This is a genomic window from Flavobacterium sp. FlaQc-28 (assembly GCF_044007415.1).
Classification (GTDB): Bacteria; Bacteroidota; Bacteroidia; order Flavobacteriales; family Flavobacteriaceae; genus Flavobacterium.
The window spans coordinates 263,133-277,761 of record NZ_JBIPCM010000005.1; the positions used below are offsets into that span (position 1 = coordinate 263,133).

Consider the following 14,629-nt stretch of genomic DNA (forward strand, 5'->3'; position numbering starts at 1 on the left):
TCTTTTATAATAGCTCAGTTGTAAAATGTACTGGACTTGCCACGGTTTTATGCACAGGGCATTTGGAGGCTATTTCTTTTAGCTTCCCTTTTTGTTCTTCTGTAAGATTTCCAACTAGTTTAATTTTTTTAGAAATGTGATCTAATTGTCCCATATCTTCTATTTCTAGCCCTAGTTCTGAAGCGTGTTTTTTAGAATAGCTTAAATACACAAATACTTCGCGTAAATCCCATTGTTTTCTTTGCGCATATAATTTTAAAGTAAGAACAGTACAAGAACCAATTGCAGAATTTAGTAATTCATACGGAGACAACCCTAAGTCATCACCCCCAAAATCTTTGGGCTCGTCTCCAAGAATATGATGGGAATTAGTATAAATGTGGTTTGTAAATGGGACAGAAGTTTCGTGGTATACTAAAACTTGTTCCCCATTAGTGTCTTTTAATGTTTTTATTGAGTTATCCTTGATTTCTACGTATCGTTTGACCCAACTACTTATGACTTCGGCTACGTAAAAAGCATCTTTTTTTTCGGTAATAAGGTGATCGGCTCCATTTAAGCTAATAAAACTTTTTGGGTGAATCGCTTGATGATATAAAGATGCCGCATTTTCAATCCCTACAATTAGATCATGTGGGGAGTGCATTATTAGTAATGGTTTTCGTAATTTTTTTACTTCATTTTCTAAATTATGACTCTCCAAGTCTTCTAAAAATTGCTTTTTTATTTTAAACGGTCTTCCACCAATTGATAATGTGGCTTCTCCTTTTTTTGTAATGGTTTCTTCGAGGCCTCCAAAATGTGCTGTGACGTGTTTTACAAATGATGGTGCTGCAATAGAAACCACTGCTTGAATGTTAGGGAGTTTGTTCGCACTTATTATGGCAGCAGCTCCACCAAGGGAATGACCAATTAATATAGATGGAGATACATAATTTTGAGTTAAGAAATCATTAACCGCAATAATATCTGAAATGTTATTTGAAAAGGTAGTTTCGCTAAAGTCCCCATCGCTTTCTCCAAGCCCTGTAAAATCAAAATTCAGGACACTTATTCCTTGATTTGTTAACTCGCTAGAAATATTTCTAACTACAGCCAAACTTGAAGAACAAGTAAAACAATGAGCAAAAATAGCAATGTTGTTAATTTGCCCATTCATGGGGGTTACCAGGTGCGCGGCTAACGTATCCCCATTATTGTTTTTTATATCGAGATTAATTTTTTTCATATTTAGATTCTTATTCGGTTTTTTTCAAAATCATACAGAATGTTTTTATCTTCATTGGCGCTTGTTTTGTAACGAGCTAACTGGTTGAGGGATTCATATTAAATAAAATCAGTAAATATAATACCCTTTAATGCCGAATTCTTCGGAAGCTACCGCTCGAATTTTTTTTGCAATCCCGTCTTCATTATATGATATTTCTTTAACTGTTTTAAAGGTGTTAATCAAATAAGCTGTGTCAGTTGCAGCACAATATAAACAATCGTCTTGAAGGGTTAAATCAACAACAAATCCTTCTTTTTTGAGCATAGCAATAATAACTGATTTATCAATTTCTTTTCCTAAAGCTAATTCACCATTTTCATATGCTTTAATAGTTTCAATAGCCTGATTATAATTTTGTTTATTAACCTTAAGAACAACGGGGCTTGTTCCCCCAGGGGATACAGCAAATGGTTCAATTAGCGACATATTGTCATTTTCTACAAATACATGAATGTTTAAATTCTCTAATAGATTTTTCACATTCATTGCTTCAAAATATTGTCCACTATATACCTTTTCCATAATGTTTTTTGTTAAGAATGTTGCACGTTATATTTTTATTAATCGCAATCCACAATATTGCCAACGCATATTTGTTTGGAAAAAGTTGCGATATGTTTTTCTACTATGATTTTTTGGAGTTGCTATTGAAGCTCCTCGTAGCACCATTTGATTGACCATAAATTTTCCATTGTATTCTCCCAAAGCTCCTGTTGCTTTGCTAAAATTTGGGTAGGGTAGATAGGCACTCGATGTCCACTCCCAAAGTTTGCCCCAAGAGAAATACTCAGATGCTACTTCCCACTCAAATTCAGTAGGAAGTCTCATTCCTTTATATTCTGCAAATGCAAACGCCTCGTAAAATGAAATATGTTGTACGGGTTGATCTAATTCTATTTTTTCTAGCCCATTTAAATCATAATGGTACCATTCTCCATCAATTTTATGCCAGTACAAAGGAGCTTCGATTTTGTTATTATTCGCCCAATGCCATCCTTCATCATGCCAAAAATTAAAATTTTGATACCCGCCTTCTTCAATAAATTTAATATATTCTTTATTAGTAACCAAATTTGATGAAATTTCAAATGAAGGGATAAACACTTTATGAACCCCTAATTCGTTATCAAAGCAAAAACTTTCTTCTTGGTGGCCAATAGTATAGAGCCCTTCATCAATTTTTATAAATTCGGGGTGTTTCAGCTCTGACGTATTTTGAAATTTATTGTTATAAATGGGGAACAATGGTTGGTTGCCAAAGATGTATTTTATGTCATAGATAAAAAGTTCTTGATGCTGTTCCTCATGATTAATTCCAACTGCCACAATATCTAAAATCTCTTTTCGAGGATTACTCCCCAAAAAATCAATCATTTGCTGCGTAACGTATAATCGGTATTGATAAACATCATCCACTGATGGCCTTGTCATAAGCCCGCGAGAAGGTCTTATCACTCTTTTCCCGACATTATTATAGTAGCTGTTAAACAGAAACGAAAATTCTTCTTTAAAGACTTTATATCCTTTTTTATATTTGGTTAAAACAAATTCTTCCCAAAACCAAGTAGTATGAGCTAGATGCCATTTTGGTGGAGAAACAAACTCAATTGGTTGCACAGAATAATCTTCTGTAAGAAGAGGTTCACACAATTCTTCTGAGTACTTGCGAGTTTTTATAAATTTATCGGTTATAATTTCTATCATAAAGCTAAAATGTTTGCAACTGTATTTTGTAGCACGGGAATTATTTCTTCTTTAAACCATTTATTTTTTCCATGCCATCTAAAATTAAGAGGGGAGGGGTGCACCAAAGGGAAAAATCTTGGTAAAAATTCGTGATAGTTAATTACTGTTTTAGTCAAATTTTTATAAGGATTATCTTTTAAATAGTAATCTTGAGCGTATTTACCAACAAGAATGATTAATTCTAGATGATCTAATTGTGCTATTATTTTATTGTGCCATTGTGGAGCACACTCTTTTCTGGGGGGCAAGTCCCCTGATTTTCCTTTCCCAGGGAAGCAAAACCCCATAGGCATAATAGCAAAAAGCTCTGGATTATAAAACTGTTCTTTGGTAACACCAAGCCAAGACCTTAAATTATCCCCACTCAAATCATCAAAAGGGATTCCTTTGTCGTGAGCTATTTGTCCTGGTGCTTGTGCTATTATTATAATTTTAGCATTACTATGAAATTGATAAATGGGGCGCGGTAGGTAAGGCAAAAAATCTTTGCAAATTAAACAAGCATTAATATCATTTTTCAATTTCTCGACCATATTCTATAATATCACATTGTATATCTGATTTATATCATAATCTTCACTAATAATATGCTTTTGTCCCGAAATCACCATCAGTTCTACTTTTTTAGCTATTGGCAAAAGAATTTCAAAAGATTTTTTAGATTCTTGCAACCAGCCATAGCCATCTTTTTTGCCATTGGCAAGAACAATTTTCAAATGTCCCCACTCATTAGTAGGGACAACATCAAAAAGTCCCCCAGGGAAAGTAAAAACTGTTTCAAAAAGCTTAGGATTTGCAGCAACGAACAAAAAAGTTGCTTTCCCTCCATTGGAAATTCCGCTGACAGTCCAATTTGCATCGGTTGTAGAAAATAAATGTTTAATAGTATCTATTAAAGCAAAAATTTCTTCTGCAGAATAATCTTTAAAGTTTTTTTGATTTGTGTTTATAGGAACGATATGAATATAATCTTTAAATAGCTCCAAACTGAAGTAGGTGTTAGCACTAAAAGTTACTGTTTCTATCGTTTGCTCTCCTCCTGACAACCCAATAAACACTGGATACTTCATAGTATCTAAGTAATTATCAGGGAGCTTAACTAAGGCTTCTATATTCCCTAATAGGACTTTGTTGTACATGTTATTCTTCGATTTTAACGCCACGCCAAAAAGCTACATGATTTTTGATGCTTTCAGCTAGTGGGGATGGAGATGGATAGTACCAAGCCGCATCATTATTCTCAACGCCATCAACTTCTATTGTGTAATATGATGCTAGACCTTTCCATGGGCATGTGGTGTGTGTGCTACTTTCTTTAAAAAATTCTTTTTTTAGGCTATCAGGTGGGAAATAATGATTTCCTTCGATAACAATAGTTTTATCACTTTCTGCTATAACGATATTATTGTATATTGCTTTCATAATTTAAAGTATTTTGCTAATTGTTTTTAATAAATTTCATTTATAATGAAATCATTCCCATTAAAGCTACACATATCCCCTTTTTTCTTCCCTTTCATGCATTGATAAATAGGAGCTTTTGTTGATATGCTAATAAAATTTTTCCCTTCGAATGTAAAGTTTGCATCTGCTGTGGCGATTACCATATAATTATCATTGACTTTTATAACGGCACCCGGTTCAACAACTTCAGAAGGATTAAAGGTTAGGGCTTCAATTTCTTCAAGGTGGTGATGATGTTCATGCACTTGTTTGTCCAATTGATTGCGTAATCGTTCTTCTTGTCTATGATGTGATTGGTCGTCTTGGTCAATAACATCATTTCTATTTAGCATAGTGCCTTTTACAAAAGATAGAAGTTTTTCTTCTGTATTTTCAATTGTGTGAGATTCATTTTCAATTAAAAACTTTTTTAAATCTTTTTTGTTCATAATAATTAGTTTGTTTTTAAAGTTCATTTTTTAATTCTTGTATTCTATGGAATATTAATGGCGGAAAATTTCCATGATAAATTTCGCACATAGTGCATTTTTTTAACGATAAAGGGTCTTCATTTTCTATTTCTCTGGCAGGGAAAATACTAAAAACTAATTCATGGTATATTAAAGTATTGTAGAACTCCTTGTCTTCATTTTCTAATTTAGAATTCTTGTTTTTTTGCAAAATTAATTTAGCACTATTAATTATGCCTAATATTTCTCTCACACCATCTATTTTCAAAATATCTTCGTCAGAATGAATGTTAATATTCATTTCTTCGATATCTTGAAAAAAACTTTTAATTGCTCTTTTCCCAAAAACAACTTCTCTTTTCCCTTTAGTTTCTTTTTCGTAACCAAAGCTCTTAATGTTGTTTTGGAAAAAAGAATACAATTCATGAATTTGTTCTAAATCGTGTCTAATTAAAGATTGTTTATTGTCTTCGTTTACTTGATTTTGAATTATTTTATTTGCGTCTAATTGAGCTTTCAGCGCTAAATAAATAAGTATTGATCCTAATAATTGAGAAACAGGGGAAGTTATTCCACCAATTGTATCGCCCACAGTTCCATATTTCCCTAATTGTTCAAGATTAAAGAGATGAATAGAAAAGGGAAGGATCAATGTTAGAATAATTCCTAGAATCAAAGTCCACTTTGCATATATATTATCACGATTTTTAGACTCCATTTATTTTATGTGCCTTTCAAATATTTCACCAACAGAAACGTCGTAGCTTTCAAAAATGTCTGTTTTCCCACGTTCTTTATATTTTTTATGTTCAGGATGTTCGTCCCAAATTAAGAAGGAGTCTTTGTCTTTGAAGTAGACAACAAGCATATGATGCCCATTTTCTCCCGAAAAAACTTCGTGACCTTCATATCCATCAATCATACCAACATGTTTCCTGGCAAATCCATATAATCTTTCAAATTCTTCTTGAAATTTTGGATTAACTTTATATTTAAATGCAGCTACTATCATATATTTAAAAATTTTAATAATTTATAAATCATACCCGACAAAACCTTGAAAATTGAATTTTCCTGTTTTCCCTTGGTATGCCTTTGTTGTTTCAACATTATACTCCCCAGAGTATTTTAGTCCATTATCAGTAATAGAAAAATATTTAATTGTAAAGGTTTGGAACGAACCCAAACAATACGCGTATTTACTATCACTACTAATATACATATCTTTTAAATCGGGGTCATGTCCTTTGTTATTTACTCCAGTATATGAAAGGGTTTTAACAATTTTACCTGTTTCGTCCAAATCATAAGGTGTGATAACATTCGTGCCAAAGCTTACGGCATAAAAACGCTTATAATCAGGTGAAATAGCAGTCCAACAAGCTTCATCAACATCTGCGGAAGCCCCAGTTTCATGACTACTAATTTTATTTATCTTGTCAGAAGTTACTTCCAATACTACTAATCCTTGATTATCTTTTTCTTTAATAGGATTAAAATACGTTACATACAACAAATTATCTTTTTTACTCCAATTAAAGCCTACTGCACCAATTAACCCCTCTTCTTCAAAAACTCTTTTGTTTGAGGGTTCTCCTTCTTTGAAATCATAAATGATTACTTGGCTAGGTTTAACAAACTTTGGATCTGGATTTTCGGTTAAGAAATGTGGAATCCCCCAGGTAGTTAGCGCTAGCTGGTCGCCAGCGTGGTTGAAAATTACTTGAACTGGACCACCCCAATAGCGTTTGTAGGTGTCTAGCAATTTTGTAAAAATTAGCTCACCAGTTTTAGCATTAAATTTATAAAGAGATATATTTCTGTTCTTGTCAGAAGGGTCTTCTTTTTTTAAGTCTTGTTTAAAAAAGTCTTTACTAGGAAGTTCAACATATTTGTTGCCATCATATAGCGCAGTTGGGATCCCCCACTGATTTGCAACAGCTACCCAATAAATATTTGGTTCTTGATTACTTTTAGTATAACTTATACTTACAGGCCTTTCGCCATGAGAAGAAACAACGATATTTTTTTTAAGTTCCCCTGTTTTCTTATCCAAATCAAAAACGGTTACAGTGTTGTCTCCTGTGTTAGCCGCTAACAAATGGTTGTCTATTATTTGGATGGCTCCTTGACTATCATAATCGCCATTAACAGGGGCAGAACTATCTGACCCTCCTTTGCCTCCCGTTTCGTATACTTTTTCTTGACCCAAAGTGCCATCAGAATATCGAGCTAGTTTAATAATTTGATTTCCCCCTTCACCATTTGTGGAAGTATAGACGTACCCTACTATCTTTTGCGACTCATTATTGTTTGTGTTGTCTTGTCCTTTTTTTTTATCGCAACTCATAAAAAGGCTAGCGATTGTGGCAAGTGCGATAAGGCCTTTGTTTTTTTTGTGTAATAATTTAACTCTCATAATTATTTTATTAAACTTATTGTTCTATTTTTAATTTGCTATTATATAATTCTTTAAATTTTCTTAACTTAGGATTTATAACAACTGCACAATAAACATTTTTGTCTTTGTTTTCATTATAATAATTTTGATGGTACTCTTCTGCTGGATAAAATTGCTCAAACATTGCTAATTCAGTCACAATCATATCTTCATACTCTTTTTGGACTTCTTTAATAACGTTTAAAGCTGTTGTTTTTTCTTCTTCGTTTCTGTAAAAAATTATACTTCTGTATTGCGTTCCTTTATCTGCCCCTTGTTGGTTTAGAGTTGTGGGATTATGTGTTGTTAAATGTATTTTTACAAGATCTGAGTATGAAATTTCATTTGGATCGTAAGTAAATTCAATTGCTTCAGCATGTCCTGTAACCCCAGAGGTGACTTCTCTATACGTAGGGTTAGAGATTTTTCCTCCACTATACCCATTCTCTACTTTTTCAACACCTTTAAGTTGTTGGAAAATAGCCTCTGTACACCAAAAACATCCGCCTCCAAAGGTTGCTTTTTTAAGTGCATTTTCAACTTTTTTTAATGATATTGCATTCATACAATATCTTAATCCACTTGGCATAGGGCCGTCTTGAAACACATGACCCAAGTGAGCATCGCAGGTGTTACAAGTAGCCTCTATACGATACATACCATGTGATAAATCTTTATGATAAGCGATTGCATTATCTTTGATAGGTTGAGTAAAAGAGGGCCAACCAGTTCCAGAATCAAATTTTTCACCAGAATCAAAAAGGGGAGTATCACAGCAGATACAATTATATTGTCCAGGTTCAAAAAAGGTGCATAAATCAGAGCTATGAGCTCTTTCTGTGCCTTTCTTCCTTGTAATATAATATTGTTCTTCTGTTAAGATGTTTTTCCATTCTTCGTTAGTTTTTACTACTTTTTTATCTGGTACGGGATTACCATGATTTGCATATTTTATTACGTCAAGCCACTTTAGCATAGTTTTGTTGTTTTTATGATATTTTATTTGCGGAAAGTTAGTTATTAAATTTATCTTTAACAATTCTTTTTATTTGTTGTTTAGCAACTCTTGAACTTTCAAATCAATCCGCAATAATGCGTTGTTGGGATCAGAGCCAAAAATGGAATATATTACATTTAGTTTTTCATCGGTGATTATCCAATGAGGTGTCCCACCTGCTTGATAATCGAGGAAAGTGGTGTTGAAATTTGCATCTCGGAAATATTCGAAGTTAATATAAAATTCAGACTTGCAATCAATAAGTTGTTGGTCAGAAAAATCAACTCCTTCAAAATTTGTATGAATTCCTACTACGTTAATCTTGTTTTTATATTCTATGTTTAGCCAGTTGGCAAAAGGGATGGCTCGCCCTTTGCATCCAGGGCATCCAAGATTAAAGAATAGAATTACAAGAGGTTTCCCAAGGTAGTGGTCTACAGGATTTATTTTTATGTTACCAGTGATTGGCAAAATAGACCACTCATTAATTTTTTTTTCTAATTCCAAAATAATGTTTGTATTTTAAGTTAAGCAATTTGTAAATTATGAAAATATAGTATTCTCTTAAATAGTAAGTTAAATTTAGTTTTTTAATTATACCCCCCCCCCTTTTTTTTTTTCTTAATTTTCGACAATTTGAAAAATAATTATTTCTTGCAGGCATATTTTTATGAAGGGGGAAGTTACTTAAATATTATTTTATTTGTGTTGGTAAAAACTCCTCGATTTTTGTTTAAATTTCCTAAGCACGTTCTGCTAATGAGGATGTTTTATGTTTTTGTTGTACTTATGTTGTACTAGCTCTTTTTTATTTTTAAGAATGCCAATGAAACAAGTATTTAAGGATGTTTGTTTCCCTAAACCGCTGTTAGCAGCTGGCTTTATATTTATTTCTGTAATGTAACGTTTTTAAAATTTATACTTCCGCAATTTATTTCTATATCGCTTGATTTACTATTAGTTTTTGAACCGTCATTTTTTACTTTATAATAAAGATCTTGATTTTTTAACTTAAATTCTGCTCTTATTGAACCATTATTTCGCAAACCCGATTTTTCGCTAATATTAAGTTTTAAAACATAAAAACAAGTCGAATCTTTTGGATTAATAATGCTGTTCAACGTAGACGATTTATTACGATTATTATCAAGAAAAGATTCTAATTCCGTCAGACCATAATTAAACATTGGTTCTTTATCAAGTGACATTTTGTTAGGGGGAAGCAATATTTTAAAATGTTTACCAGGTAAAGACAGAAGCTCATATGAATCTGCCGGAAATTTAATCTTTAATTCTAGTGGATTTTCAGTTTCATTAATTATTCGAGTGAAAAACACAGTATAATAATATACCTCGCCAGTTGGTGCAATATATTTTGTTCCACCTTTTGGGAAGCTGTTTTGTATTATCAGATTTCCACCTTTAGAATCAGCATACTCATATTTGGTGTATATGTTCTTATCATTTTGGATATTCTTTACTGATTTGGAAGTTTCTATATTTACACTTTCCGGCGTCGATTTACTACCTTGTACGCAGGAAAAAAGTCCTATTGTTACGAAACTCAATATTATTATATTTTTTTTCATTTTCAGTCTTAAAAATTGCATTAAATTCCTGACTCTGCGTTTTTTCACAGCCTGACGTTCTTGTGCTACAAGCAGTTTGGGATTAAATTAGCCTAACTTTTCGAATTTGCCAAATCTTTCTGGTACAAAACCAACTTAAAATTAAGTCTAAAACCCAAATTGCTTGTGTGTGTGTGTGTGTGTTAGCTGTGGTACTTTAGTATCAAGCATCTACATTTGTATAATTATTAGGTAAAATCCAACCAATAAATTCTGCTCCTTTGTAGAAATTCATTACCAAAACAAAAACATTATGAACTTCTTGATATCGATATTTAAAAACATCTGGATTACTATAATCACCTTCAATCATGAATTCGGGACTTAAATCATCAAGTAAAAAATCAGCTAATTCTTCAGTATTTATGTTTGGACTTTGGAAGAGGGGAGAAAAGCTTTGAACAATTCCTTCAGCGGGTATTTCTTTATGATAGAAATATATACCTCTAATTATTTTTTCAATAAATGTTTGGGAATGTCCATGGTCAATTTCCATCACAAGTCTTTGTTCTCCATCAATATCGACATAAAAACTTTTTTCACTTAAACTGGCTACTAAAAATTTATTTTGTTCTCTATTTAAACCGCGAACTACACGATCTTTAAAATCATCAATAGCTACTAGATTTGTTCCTAGTCCTTTTATATAAATTTGAAATCTTTGATCTAATAATGAAAATTTGTTATTATGTTCTTGACATGAAGGAACAGTTAACAATTTTTCACGGTAGCCTTTTGGAAAAAAACCATTTGGGGGAACATGTTCTCTGTTATTAGTTTCATCTGTTAATTTTATTCCACACCAATAGCATATTTTTGGTAAAGTATTTTTCATCGTTCAGTTTTTTTGTATTACAGCCTGACGTTCTTGCGTTACAAGCAGTTTGGTATTAAGAAAGCCAAATCAGATATGTATTCTTTTTCTTCAAATAAACCTGTTGATTCAATTGCTGTATCGTTTGAATTTGTTCTTAAAGGTTTAGAATGTACATTTCCATAAATCTGATTACTTATAACTTTTCCACCTTCTCTTCCAACTTGGTTTACTGCTGATTTTACAAATCCTTTCGCTAAATTATTAAGATATGACATATTTAAATTTTAATCATTTTTACTAATACTTAATACAGTATAATTCTTGTCATTTAAAACATCAGTAGAATATTTAGATTGAATTATTCCTCCATAGCTATTTGTACCTTTTGCAACAAAATTGTAACGATACAAAGCAATTTTATTCTCATCTTTTTGTTTTTCCAAATATGAGTATTCTGTTTCCATTCTATCTAAAAAGTCAGCCGATGGTATTGTTTTATTAAGCTCCCTCATTTCTTCTAAATTTGCTTTAGTAATGTTTTCCTTTCTCTCTTTCACAGTAAAAGATTTTGCTAAATTCAAACTAACAAATTCATAACTATCGGGATTTTTTAATATTCCTTTTAATTTGTTTTCAATATTTTGTTTAATAATTTCATCTTTGCTTATTTCAATTTTAGGAGTTTCCTTTTTGCTTATTTTGATTTTAGGAGTTTCCTTTTTACAAGAAATTAAAAATATTAATGATAAAAGAAGTAATAATTTTATTTTCATTTTTATTATTTGTTTAAGTTAAATTGCTGATTTTTTAAGTGATATGATTTTGCTTGAGCCCGACGTTCTCGCGTTACACGCAGTTTGGTTTTAAATTAAGCCTTGTCTTCGGATTTGCCAAATCTTCCAAATACAAACCAATTTTTCCATTAAGCCAAATGCCCAAATTGCTTCTAGCGAGTTATGGGCAGGTTTTGTTTTTAGTACTAGTACTAAAGTTTTGTTACTTCAAAATTTCCTGAGCTTTTATATGACTTTGCCTGAGAATTAAAACCCAATCTTTCAATTTCTTTTTCGATGTCATTTGCATTTGGAGTCGGAATTGTAGAAGAATTAACCTGAAATTCATATCCTTTAGACATATTTCCGTAATTACCTTTTGCTTTTAATTTATAAACTGCCATAATTTTAATTTTTAGTTTGTGAAATTGCGAACTTCGTTTGCAATTTCTTTTAATAAGTTATCTGAAACATTTGTACTTAATTGTCTTGTATGAATGACCAATTTTGTTCTGTCGGAATTATAATGAGTCCAAAATAATTGTTTTCCATCTCCACATTGTTTGTCAAAATTTACGTTGAAAATATTTTCTATTTCATTTCCACTGATATAGTTGCTACAAGCTAAAATAATAACTGGGAAATTTTGAAAAAACTTGTTTTCTTTAAAAAATTGTTTTCTACTTGGAATTCCACTTTTGTTTGCGTCTTTTGTAAATTTAGCTGGTGAACTATTCATTTCGGTCAAAAAGAAATTATTGTGAAAATCAATTTCTTTTTCCTTTGTTGATGATAAATTATTTAAGAAAATAGAATCGTGAAGTTTTTGATACTTGCTCCAAGTATGTCCTTCTTTTAGTTTGTTTATTTTTGGATGTAAACTTTTAAATGGAAATAATGGATTTGAACTTAAAGGAGAATCTTTTCCGCCAATCCAATTAGGAATTGAATTTACTTCAACATTATTTTTAATATTTAAATTCCACTTAATTGCATTTTCATTAAAATCTTGTAAATTTTCTCTTTGAAATCTAACATAAAGTTCATCAAGATTTGCTTTGTTTTCAATATCAGTTGCGGTTTCTTTTCCAACAATTAAAATTTTACTATTTGGATTTCCTGTTCCAATGTAGGTTTCTGTTTTTTCACATTCTAATGCGGTTTTCACAAAAAATTCTTGGTATTCCATTGATTTAGTTTATTTTGGTTTTTTGGTTGATTTCTTAGTTTCGGAGGCAAACTTGCCCATAACTTACTTATATATGTGATAGAATCACACAAAGTCACCTGATAGGTCAGATATGTGTGACAAATGCACGAAAAATTGGGATGCGAATGTATAAATAAATTTTTACAAATATTCAAACGCCCTTTTAATTTATTGTAAGTTTTTTTATATTTAAATTGGTGGGTATTTCGTTGTTTTGCTGCTGTTATCACTTAATAGTTCTTGTATATAGCGTAAATCAGTTTCGCTTTCAAGCAGGTGCGTCGCATAACTGTGAATCCTTTTACAAGTTTCGGATAAAATAAAGGCATTTGACTATTTCGGGTTTTCAGTGACATTTACTGTTGCTTTTTTAGCTCCTTTTGCAACTGGGGATCCTGTCCCTTTATCTGGAACACAAATTATCTTTTAGTGCTTTTGGACATATTACAAACGAAATTTTATAGTTTTATCAGTAAATCAATTTTGCTTCTATAACCAGGATGGTAAGATGGTACATAACTGATATATCCCATTTCTTGCAATTGCTTAAAATACTTGTGATATGTGGGTAAAGTATGGATATGTGATAACGCCATAATTTTGCTTCTGCTAACACTTATAGATTTTTTTTGTCCTTGACGATATCCTAAATACAGAATAGCACTCAATAGGGCAAAATGCCAGACATTCAGTCTGCTGTCATTCTCAATGACAGTCAAATAGTCCAATAATTCTCCTAAGTCCATGATTGTCATTCTTCGCCAAACAGCTTTCTTAGGTCGGTCTTATTATAATAATAGGAACCCAATACTTTCTTAAACCTTACTTTTCCTGTCACTCTCAAATTTTGCAGTGAGCCCGCAGACATATCCATCAATTTTCTTACCACCCGGCTTTTGAGCCATTCAGGATCCAGGGATTCTTTCTCACTTGTTTGACTTTCGTCTATTATCTTACGAATATCATTTAACAGCAGCAATCCAAATTGCCTCAAGTCATCCTTTGTTACACTATCATTCATCATCTGCCTCTTTTTTAATCTGATTATTAGAATTTAAAAGTACATCAGAACTTACCACACCTTACAGCAGTGTCTTTTCATGGAACTATTTGTCCGGCTGAGTCACCTGCACCAGTGTTTTGTTATTGATGTATTGATGCGCAGAATAAAAATAGAAACCACATACCAGAACGCTTTCCAATACGAAAAAGGATAAAAAGGCAGCTAAGGTATTATGGACACCAGCCGCATCCCCCGCCAAAAGACTACGGCATAAACGGTTTCCTCCCCTAAAGGGTACCCCTCCAATTATTCCGTTTCCTTTTGGCCTTCCGCAATGTCCATACCTTTTTGTTGCTTTCTTTTTTTCCGTTTTTTCTTTTGGATAAATATTTTTTGAGGCAGGCGGGTGAAGAAAAAAAAGACTGTAGAACACTAAAAAAAACGATTATGAACATTATTGGAAGAGTGACATCAGATGCGCAGGTACGCAACGTGTCAAACAGCAAACAGGTAGTAAACTTCTCAGTAGCCATCAACGACAGCTACAGAAACAAAGCGGGCGAACAAGTAGAGCAGACAACGTATTTTGACTGTGCGTATTGGATTAGCTCCAAGGTTGCCAAGATACTCACTAAGGGTTCCCTTGTGGAACTCACAGGCAGGGTAAGTGCACGGGCGTGGACAGGCAGTAACGGAGAAGCACGGGCAGGACTTAATTTCAACACCTCCCAAATCAAACTGCACGGGGGCGGTAAAAAATCGGAAAGAGCACAGGCTACCACTGCAACAAGTAATGACAAGCCGGAGAACGACCTCCCGTTTTAATCAAGAA

General features: G+C 32.5%; 21 protein-coding genes. 1 reads left to right on the forward strand and 20 read right to left on the reverse strand.

What is annotated here, in order from left to right:
* Positions 1–4: 4 nt before the first annotated feature.
* From ACHRVL_RS14930 to ACHRVL_RS15025, 20 genes are all read right to left on the reverse strand, one after another.
* A complete protein-coding gene (locus ACHRVL_RS14930; RefSeq protein ID WP_149207282.1) occupies positions 5–1,228 on the reverse strand; it encodes a bifunctional alpha/beta hydrolase/OsmC family protein in 1,224 nt (407 codons plus the stop codon).
* A gap of 108 nt (positions 1,229–1,336) precedes the next feature.
* Positions 1,337–1,792, reverse strand: coding sequence for a DUF2007 domain-containing protein (locus ACHRVL_RS14935; protein WP_149207283.1), 456 nt, complete (start codon positions 1,790–1,792; stop codon positions 1,337–1,339).
* Positions 1,793–1,819: 27 nt separating this feature from the next.
* Entirely contained in the window at positions 1,820–2,974 is a 1,155-nt protein-coding gene (gene egtB / locus ACHRVL_RS14940) for an ergothioneine biosynthesis protein EgtB (protein WP_149207284.1), read from the reverse strand.
* A complete protein-coding gene (locus ACHRVL_RS14945) occupies positions 2,971–3,537 on the reverse strand; it encodes a uracil-DNA glycosylase family protein (protein ID WP_392389471.1) in 567 nt (188 codons plus the stop codon). Before ACHRVL_RS14945 ends, egtB begins: the two co-directional genes overlap by 4 nt.
* Positions 3,538–3,552: 15 nt before the next feature.
* Positions 3,553–4,155: a hypothetical protein gene (locus ACHRVL_RS14950; RefSeq protein ID WP_149207286.1), complete on the reverse strand. Its 603-nt coding sequence runs from the start codon at positions 4,153–4,155 to the stop codon at positions 3,553–3,555.
* 1 nt (position 4,156) lies between these two features.
* On the reverse strand, positions 4,157–4,438 hold the full coding sequence (locus ACHRVL_RS14955) for a DUF427 domain-containing protein (RefSeq protein WP_223121594.1): 282 nt from the start codon (positions 4,436–4,438) through the stop codon (positions 4,157–4,159).
* A gap of 26 nt (positions 4,439–4,464) precedes the next feature.
* Positions 4,465–4,908, reverse strand: coding sequence for a hypothetical protein (locus tag ACHRVL_RS14960; RefSeq protein ID WP_149207288.1), 444 nt, complete (start codon positions 4,906–4,908; stop codon positions 4,465–4,467).
* Positions 4,909–4,924: 16 nt separating this feature from the next.
* Positions 4,925–5,647, reverse strand: a complete 723-nt coding sequence (locus ACHRVL_RS14965; protein ID WP_395414050.1) for a hypothetical protein — start codon at positions 5,645–5,647, stop codon at positions 4,925–4,927.
* On the reverse strand, positions 5,648–5,941 hold the full coding sequence (locus tag ACHRVL_RS14970; RefSeq protein ID WP_149207290.1) for an antibiotic biosynthesis monooxygenase: 294 nt from the start codon (positions 5,939–5,941) through the stop codon (positions 5,648–5,650).
* A 21-nt stretch (positions 5,942–5,962) separates the two neighbouring features.
* Positions 5,963–7,348, reverse strand: a complete 1,386-nt coding sequence (locus ACHRVL_RS14975; protein WP_395414054.1) for a beta-propeller fold lactonase family protein — start codon at positions 7,346–7,348, stop codon at positions 5,963–5,965.
* Between the two features lie 16 nt (positions 7,349–7,364).
* Complete coding sequence (locus ACHRVL_RS14980; RefSeq protein WP_149207292.1) at positions 7,365–8,345, reverse strand: bifunctional methionine sulfoxide reductase B/A protein; 981 nt, start codon at positions 8,343–8,345, stop codon at positions 7,365–7,367.
* Positions 8,346–8,414: 69 nt separating this feature from the next.
* A complete protein-coding gene (locus ACHRVL_RS14985) occupies positions 8,415–8,873 on the reverse strand; it encodes a peroxiredoxin (RefSeq protein WP_187775437.1) in 459 nt (152 codons plus the stop codon).
* 380 nt (positions 8,874–9,253) lie between these two features.
* Positions 9,254–9,955, reverse strand: coding sequence for a hypothetical protein (locus tag ACHRVL_RS14990; protein WP_395414058.1), 702 nt, complete (start codon positions 9,953–9,955; stop codon positions 9,254–9,256).
* A gap of 202 nt (positions 9,956–10,157) precedes the next feature.
* Complete coding sequence (locus tag ACHRVL_RS14995) at positions 10,158–10,829, reverse strand: HNH endonuclease (RefSeq protein ID WP_149207295.1); 672 nt, start codon at positions 10,827–10,829, stop codon at positions 10,158–10,160.
* Positions 10,830–10,867: 38 nt separating this feature from the next.
* Positions 10,868–11,086 carry a hypothetical protein gene (locus tag ACHRVL_RS15000; protein WP_149207296.1) on the reverse strand — a complete coding sequence of 73 codons (219 nt, stop codon included), beginning with the start codon at positions 11,084–11,086 and terminating at the stop codon, positions 10,868–10,870.
* A 9-nt stretch (positions 11,087–11,095) separates the two neighbouring features.
* A complete protein-coding gene (locus ACHRVL_RS15005) occupies positions 11,096–11,584 on the reverse strand; it encodes a hypothetical protein (protein WP_149207297.1) in 489 nt (162 codons plus the stop codon).
* 212 nt (positions 11,585–11,796) lie between these two features.
* Entirely contained in the window at positions 11,797–11,988 is a 192-nt protein-coding gene (locus tag ACHRVL_RS15010; RefSeq protein ID WP_149207298.1) for a hypothetical protein, read from the reverse strand.
* An 11-nt stretch (positions 11,989–11,999) separates the two neighbouring features.
* Positions 12,000–12,773, reverse strand: coding sequence for a hypothetical protein (locus tag ACHRVL_RS15015; protein ID WP_149207299.1), 774 nt, complete (start codon positions 12,771–12,773; stop codon positions 12,000–12,002).
* A 479-nt stretch (positions 12,774–13,252) separates the two neighbouring features.
* Complete coding sequence (locus ACHRVL_RS15020) at positions 13,253–13,549, reverse strand: hypothetical protein (protein WP_315242510.1); 297 nt, start codon at positions 13,547–13,549, stop codon at positions 13,253–13,255.
* Positions 13,546–13,818 (reverse strand): DNA-binding protein, encoded by a 273-nt coding sequence (locus tag ACHRVL_RS15025; RefSeq protein ID WP_245178996.1) that lies wholly within the window; start codon positions 13,816–13,818, stop codon positions 13,546–13,548. Before ACHRVL_RS15025 ends, ACHRVL_RS15020 begins: the two co-directional genes overlap by 4 nt.
* Positions 13,819–14,244: 426 nt before the next feature.
* Between ACHRVL_RS15025 and ACHRVL_RS15030 the strand changes: the two genes are divergently transcribed.
* Positions 14,245–14,622: a single-stranded DNA-binding protein gene (locus ACHRVL_RS15030; RefSeq protein ID WP_149208506.1), complete on the forward strand. Its 378-nt coding sequence runs from the start codon at positions 14,245–14,247 to the stop codon at positions 14,620–14,622.
* Positions 14,623–14,629: the final 7 nt, after the last annotated feature.

Coding starts and splice junctions, on each gene's coding strand:
- ACHRVL_RS14950 (WP_149207286.1), bottom strand. CDS start 4,155: ATGTACAACAAAGTCCTATTAGGGAATATAGAAGCCTTAGTTAAGCTC.
- ACHRVL_RS15030 (WP_149208506.1), top strand. CDS start 14,245: ATGAACATTATTGGAAGAGTGACATCAGATGCGCAGGTACGCAACGTG.
- ACHRVL_RS14960 (WP_149207288.1), bottom strand. CDS start 4,908: ATGAACAAAAAAGATTTAAAAAAGTTTTTAATTGAAAATGAATCTCAC.
- egtB (WP_149207284.1), bottom strand. CDS start 2,974: ATGATAGAAATTATAACCGATAAATTTATAAAAACTCGCAAGTACTCA.
- ACHRVL_RS14965 (WP_395414050.1), bottom strand. CDS start 5,647: ATGGAGTCTAAAAATCGTGATAATATATATGCAAAGTGGACTTTGATT.
- ACHRVL_RS14930 (WP_149207282.1), bottom strand. CDS start 1,228: ATGAAAAAAATTAATCTCGATATAAAAAACAATAATGGGGATACGTTA.
- ACHRVL_RS14970 (WP_149207290.1), bottom strand. CDS start 5,941: ATGATAGTAGCTGCATTTAAATATAAAGTTAATCCAAAATTTCAAGAA.
- ACHRVL_RS14980 (WP_149207292.1), bottom strand. CDS start 8,345: ATGCTAAAGTGGCTTGACGTAATAAAATATGCAAATCATGGTAATCCC.
- ACHRVL_RS14935 (WP_149207283.1), bottom strand. CDS start 1,792: ATGGAAAAGGTATATAGTGGACAATATTTTGAAGCAATGAATGTGAAA.
- ACHRVL_RS14990 (WP_395414058.1), bottom strand. CDS start 9,955: ATGAAAAAAAATATAATAATATTGAGTTTCGTAACAATAGGACTTTTT.
- ACHRVL_RS15015 (WP_149207299.1), bottom strand. CDS start 12,773: ATGGAATACCAAGAATTTTTTGTGAAAACCGCATTAGAATGTGAAAAA.
- ACHRVL_RS15005 (WP_149207297.1), bottom strand. CDS start 11,584: ATGAAAATAAAATTATTACTTCTTTTATCATTAATATTTTTAATTTCT.
- ACHRVL_RS15025 (WP_245178996.1), bottom strand. CDS start 13,818: ATGATGAATGATAGTGTAACAAAGGATGACTTGAGGCAATTTGGATTG.
- ACHRVL_RS14995 (WP_149207295.1), bottom strand. CDS start 10,829: ATGAAAAATACTTTACCAAAAATATGCTATTGGTGTGGAATAAAATTA.
- ACHRVL_RS14975 (WP_395414054.1), bottom strand. CDS start 7,348: ATGAGAGTTAAATTATTACACAAAAAAAACAAAGGCCTTATCGCACTT.
- ACHRVL_RS15010 (WP_149207298.1), bottom strand. CDS start 11,988: ATGGCAGTTTATAAATTAAAAGCAAAAGGTAATTACGGAAATATGTCT.
- ACHRVL_RS15000 (WP_149207296.1), bottom strand. CDS start 11,086: ATGTCATATCTTAATAATTTAGCGAAAGGATTTGTAAAATCAGCAGTA.
- ACHRVL_RS15020 (WP_315242510.1), bottom strand. CDS start 13,549: ATGACAATCATGGACTTAGGAGAATTATTGGACTATTTGACTGTCATT.
- ACHRVL_RS14955 (WP_223121594.1), bottom strand. CDS start 4,438: ATGAAAGCAATATACAATAATATCGTTATAGCAGAAAGTGATAAAACT.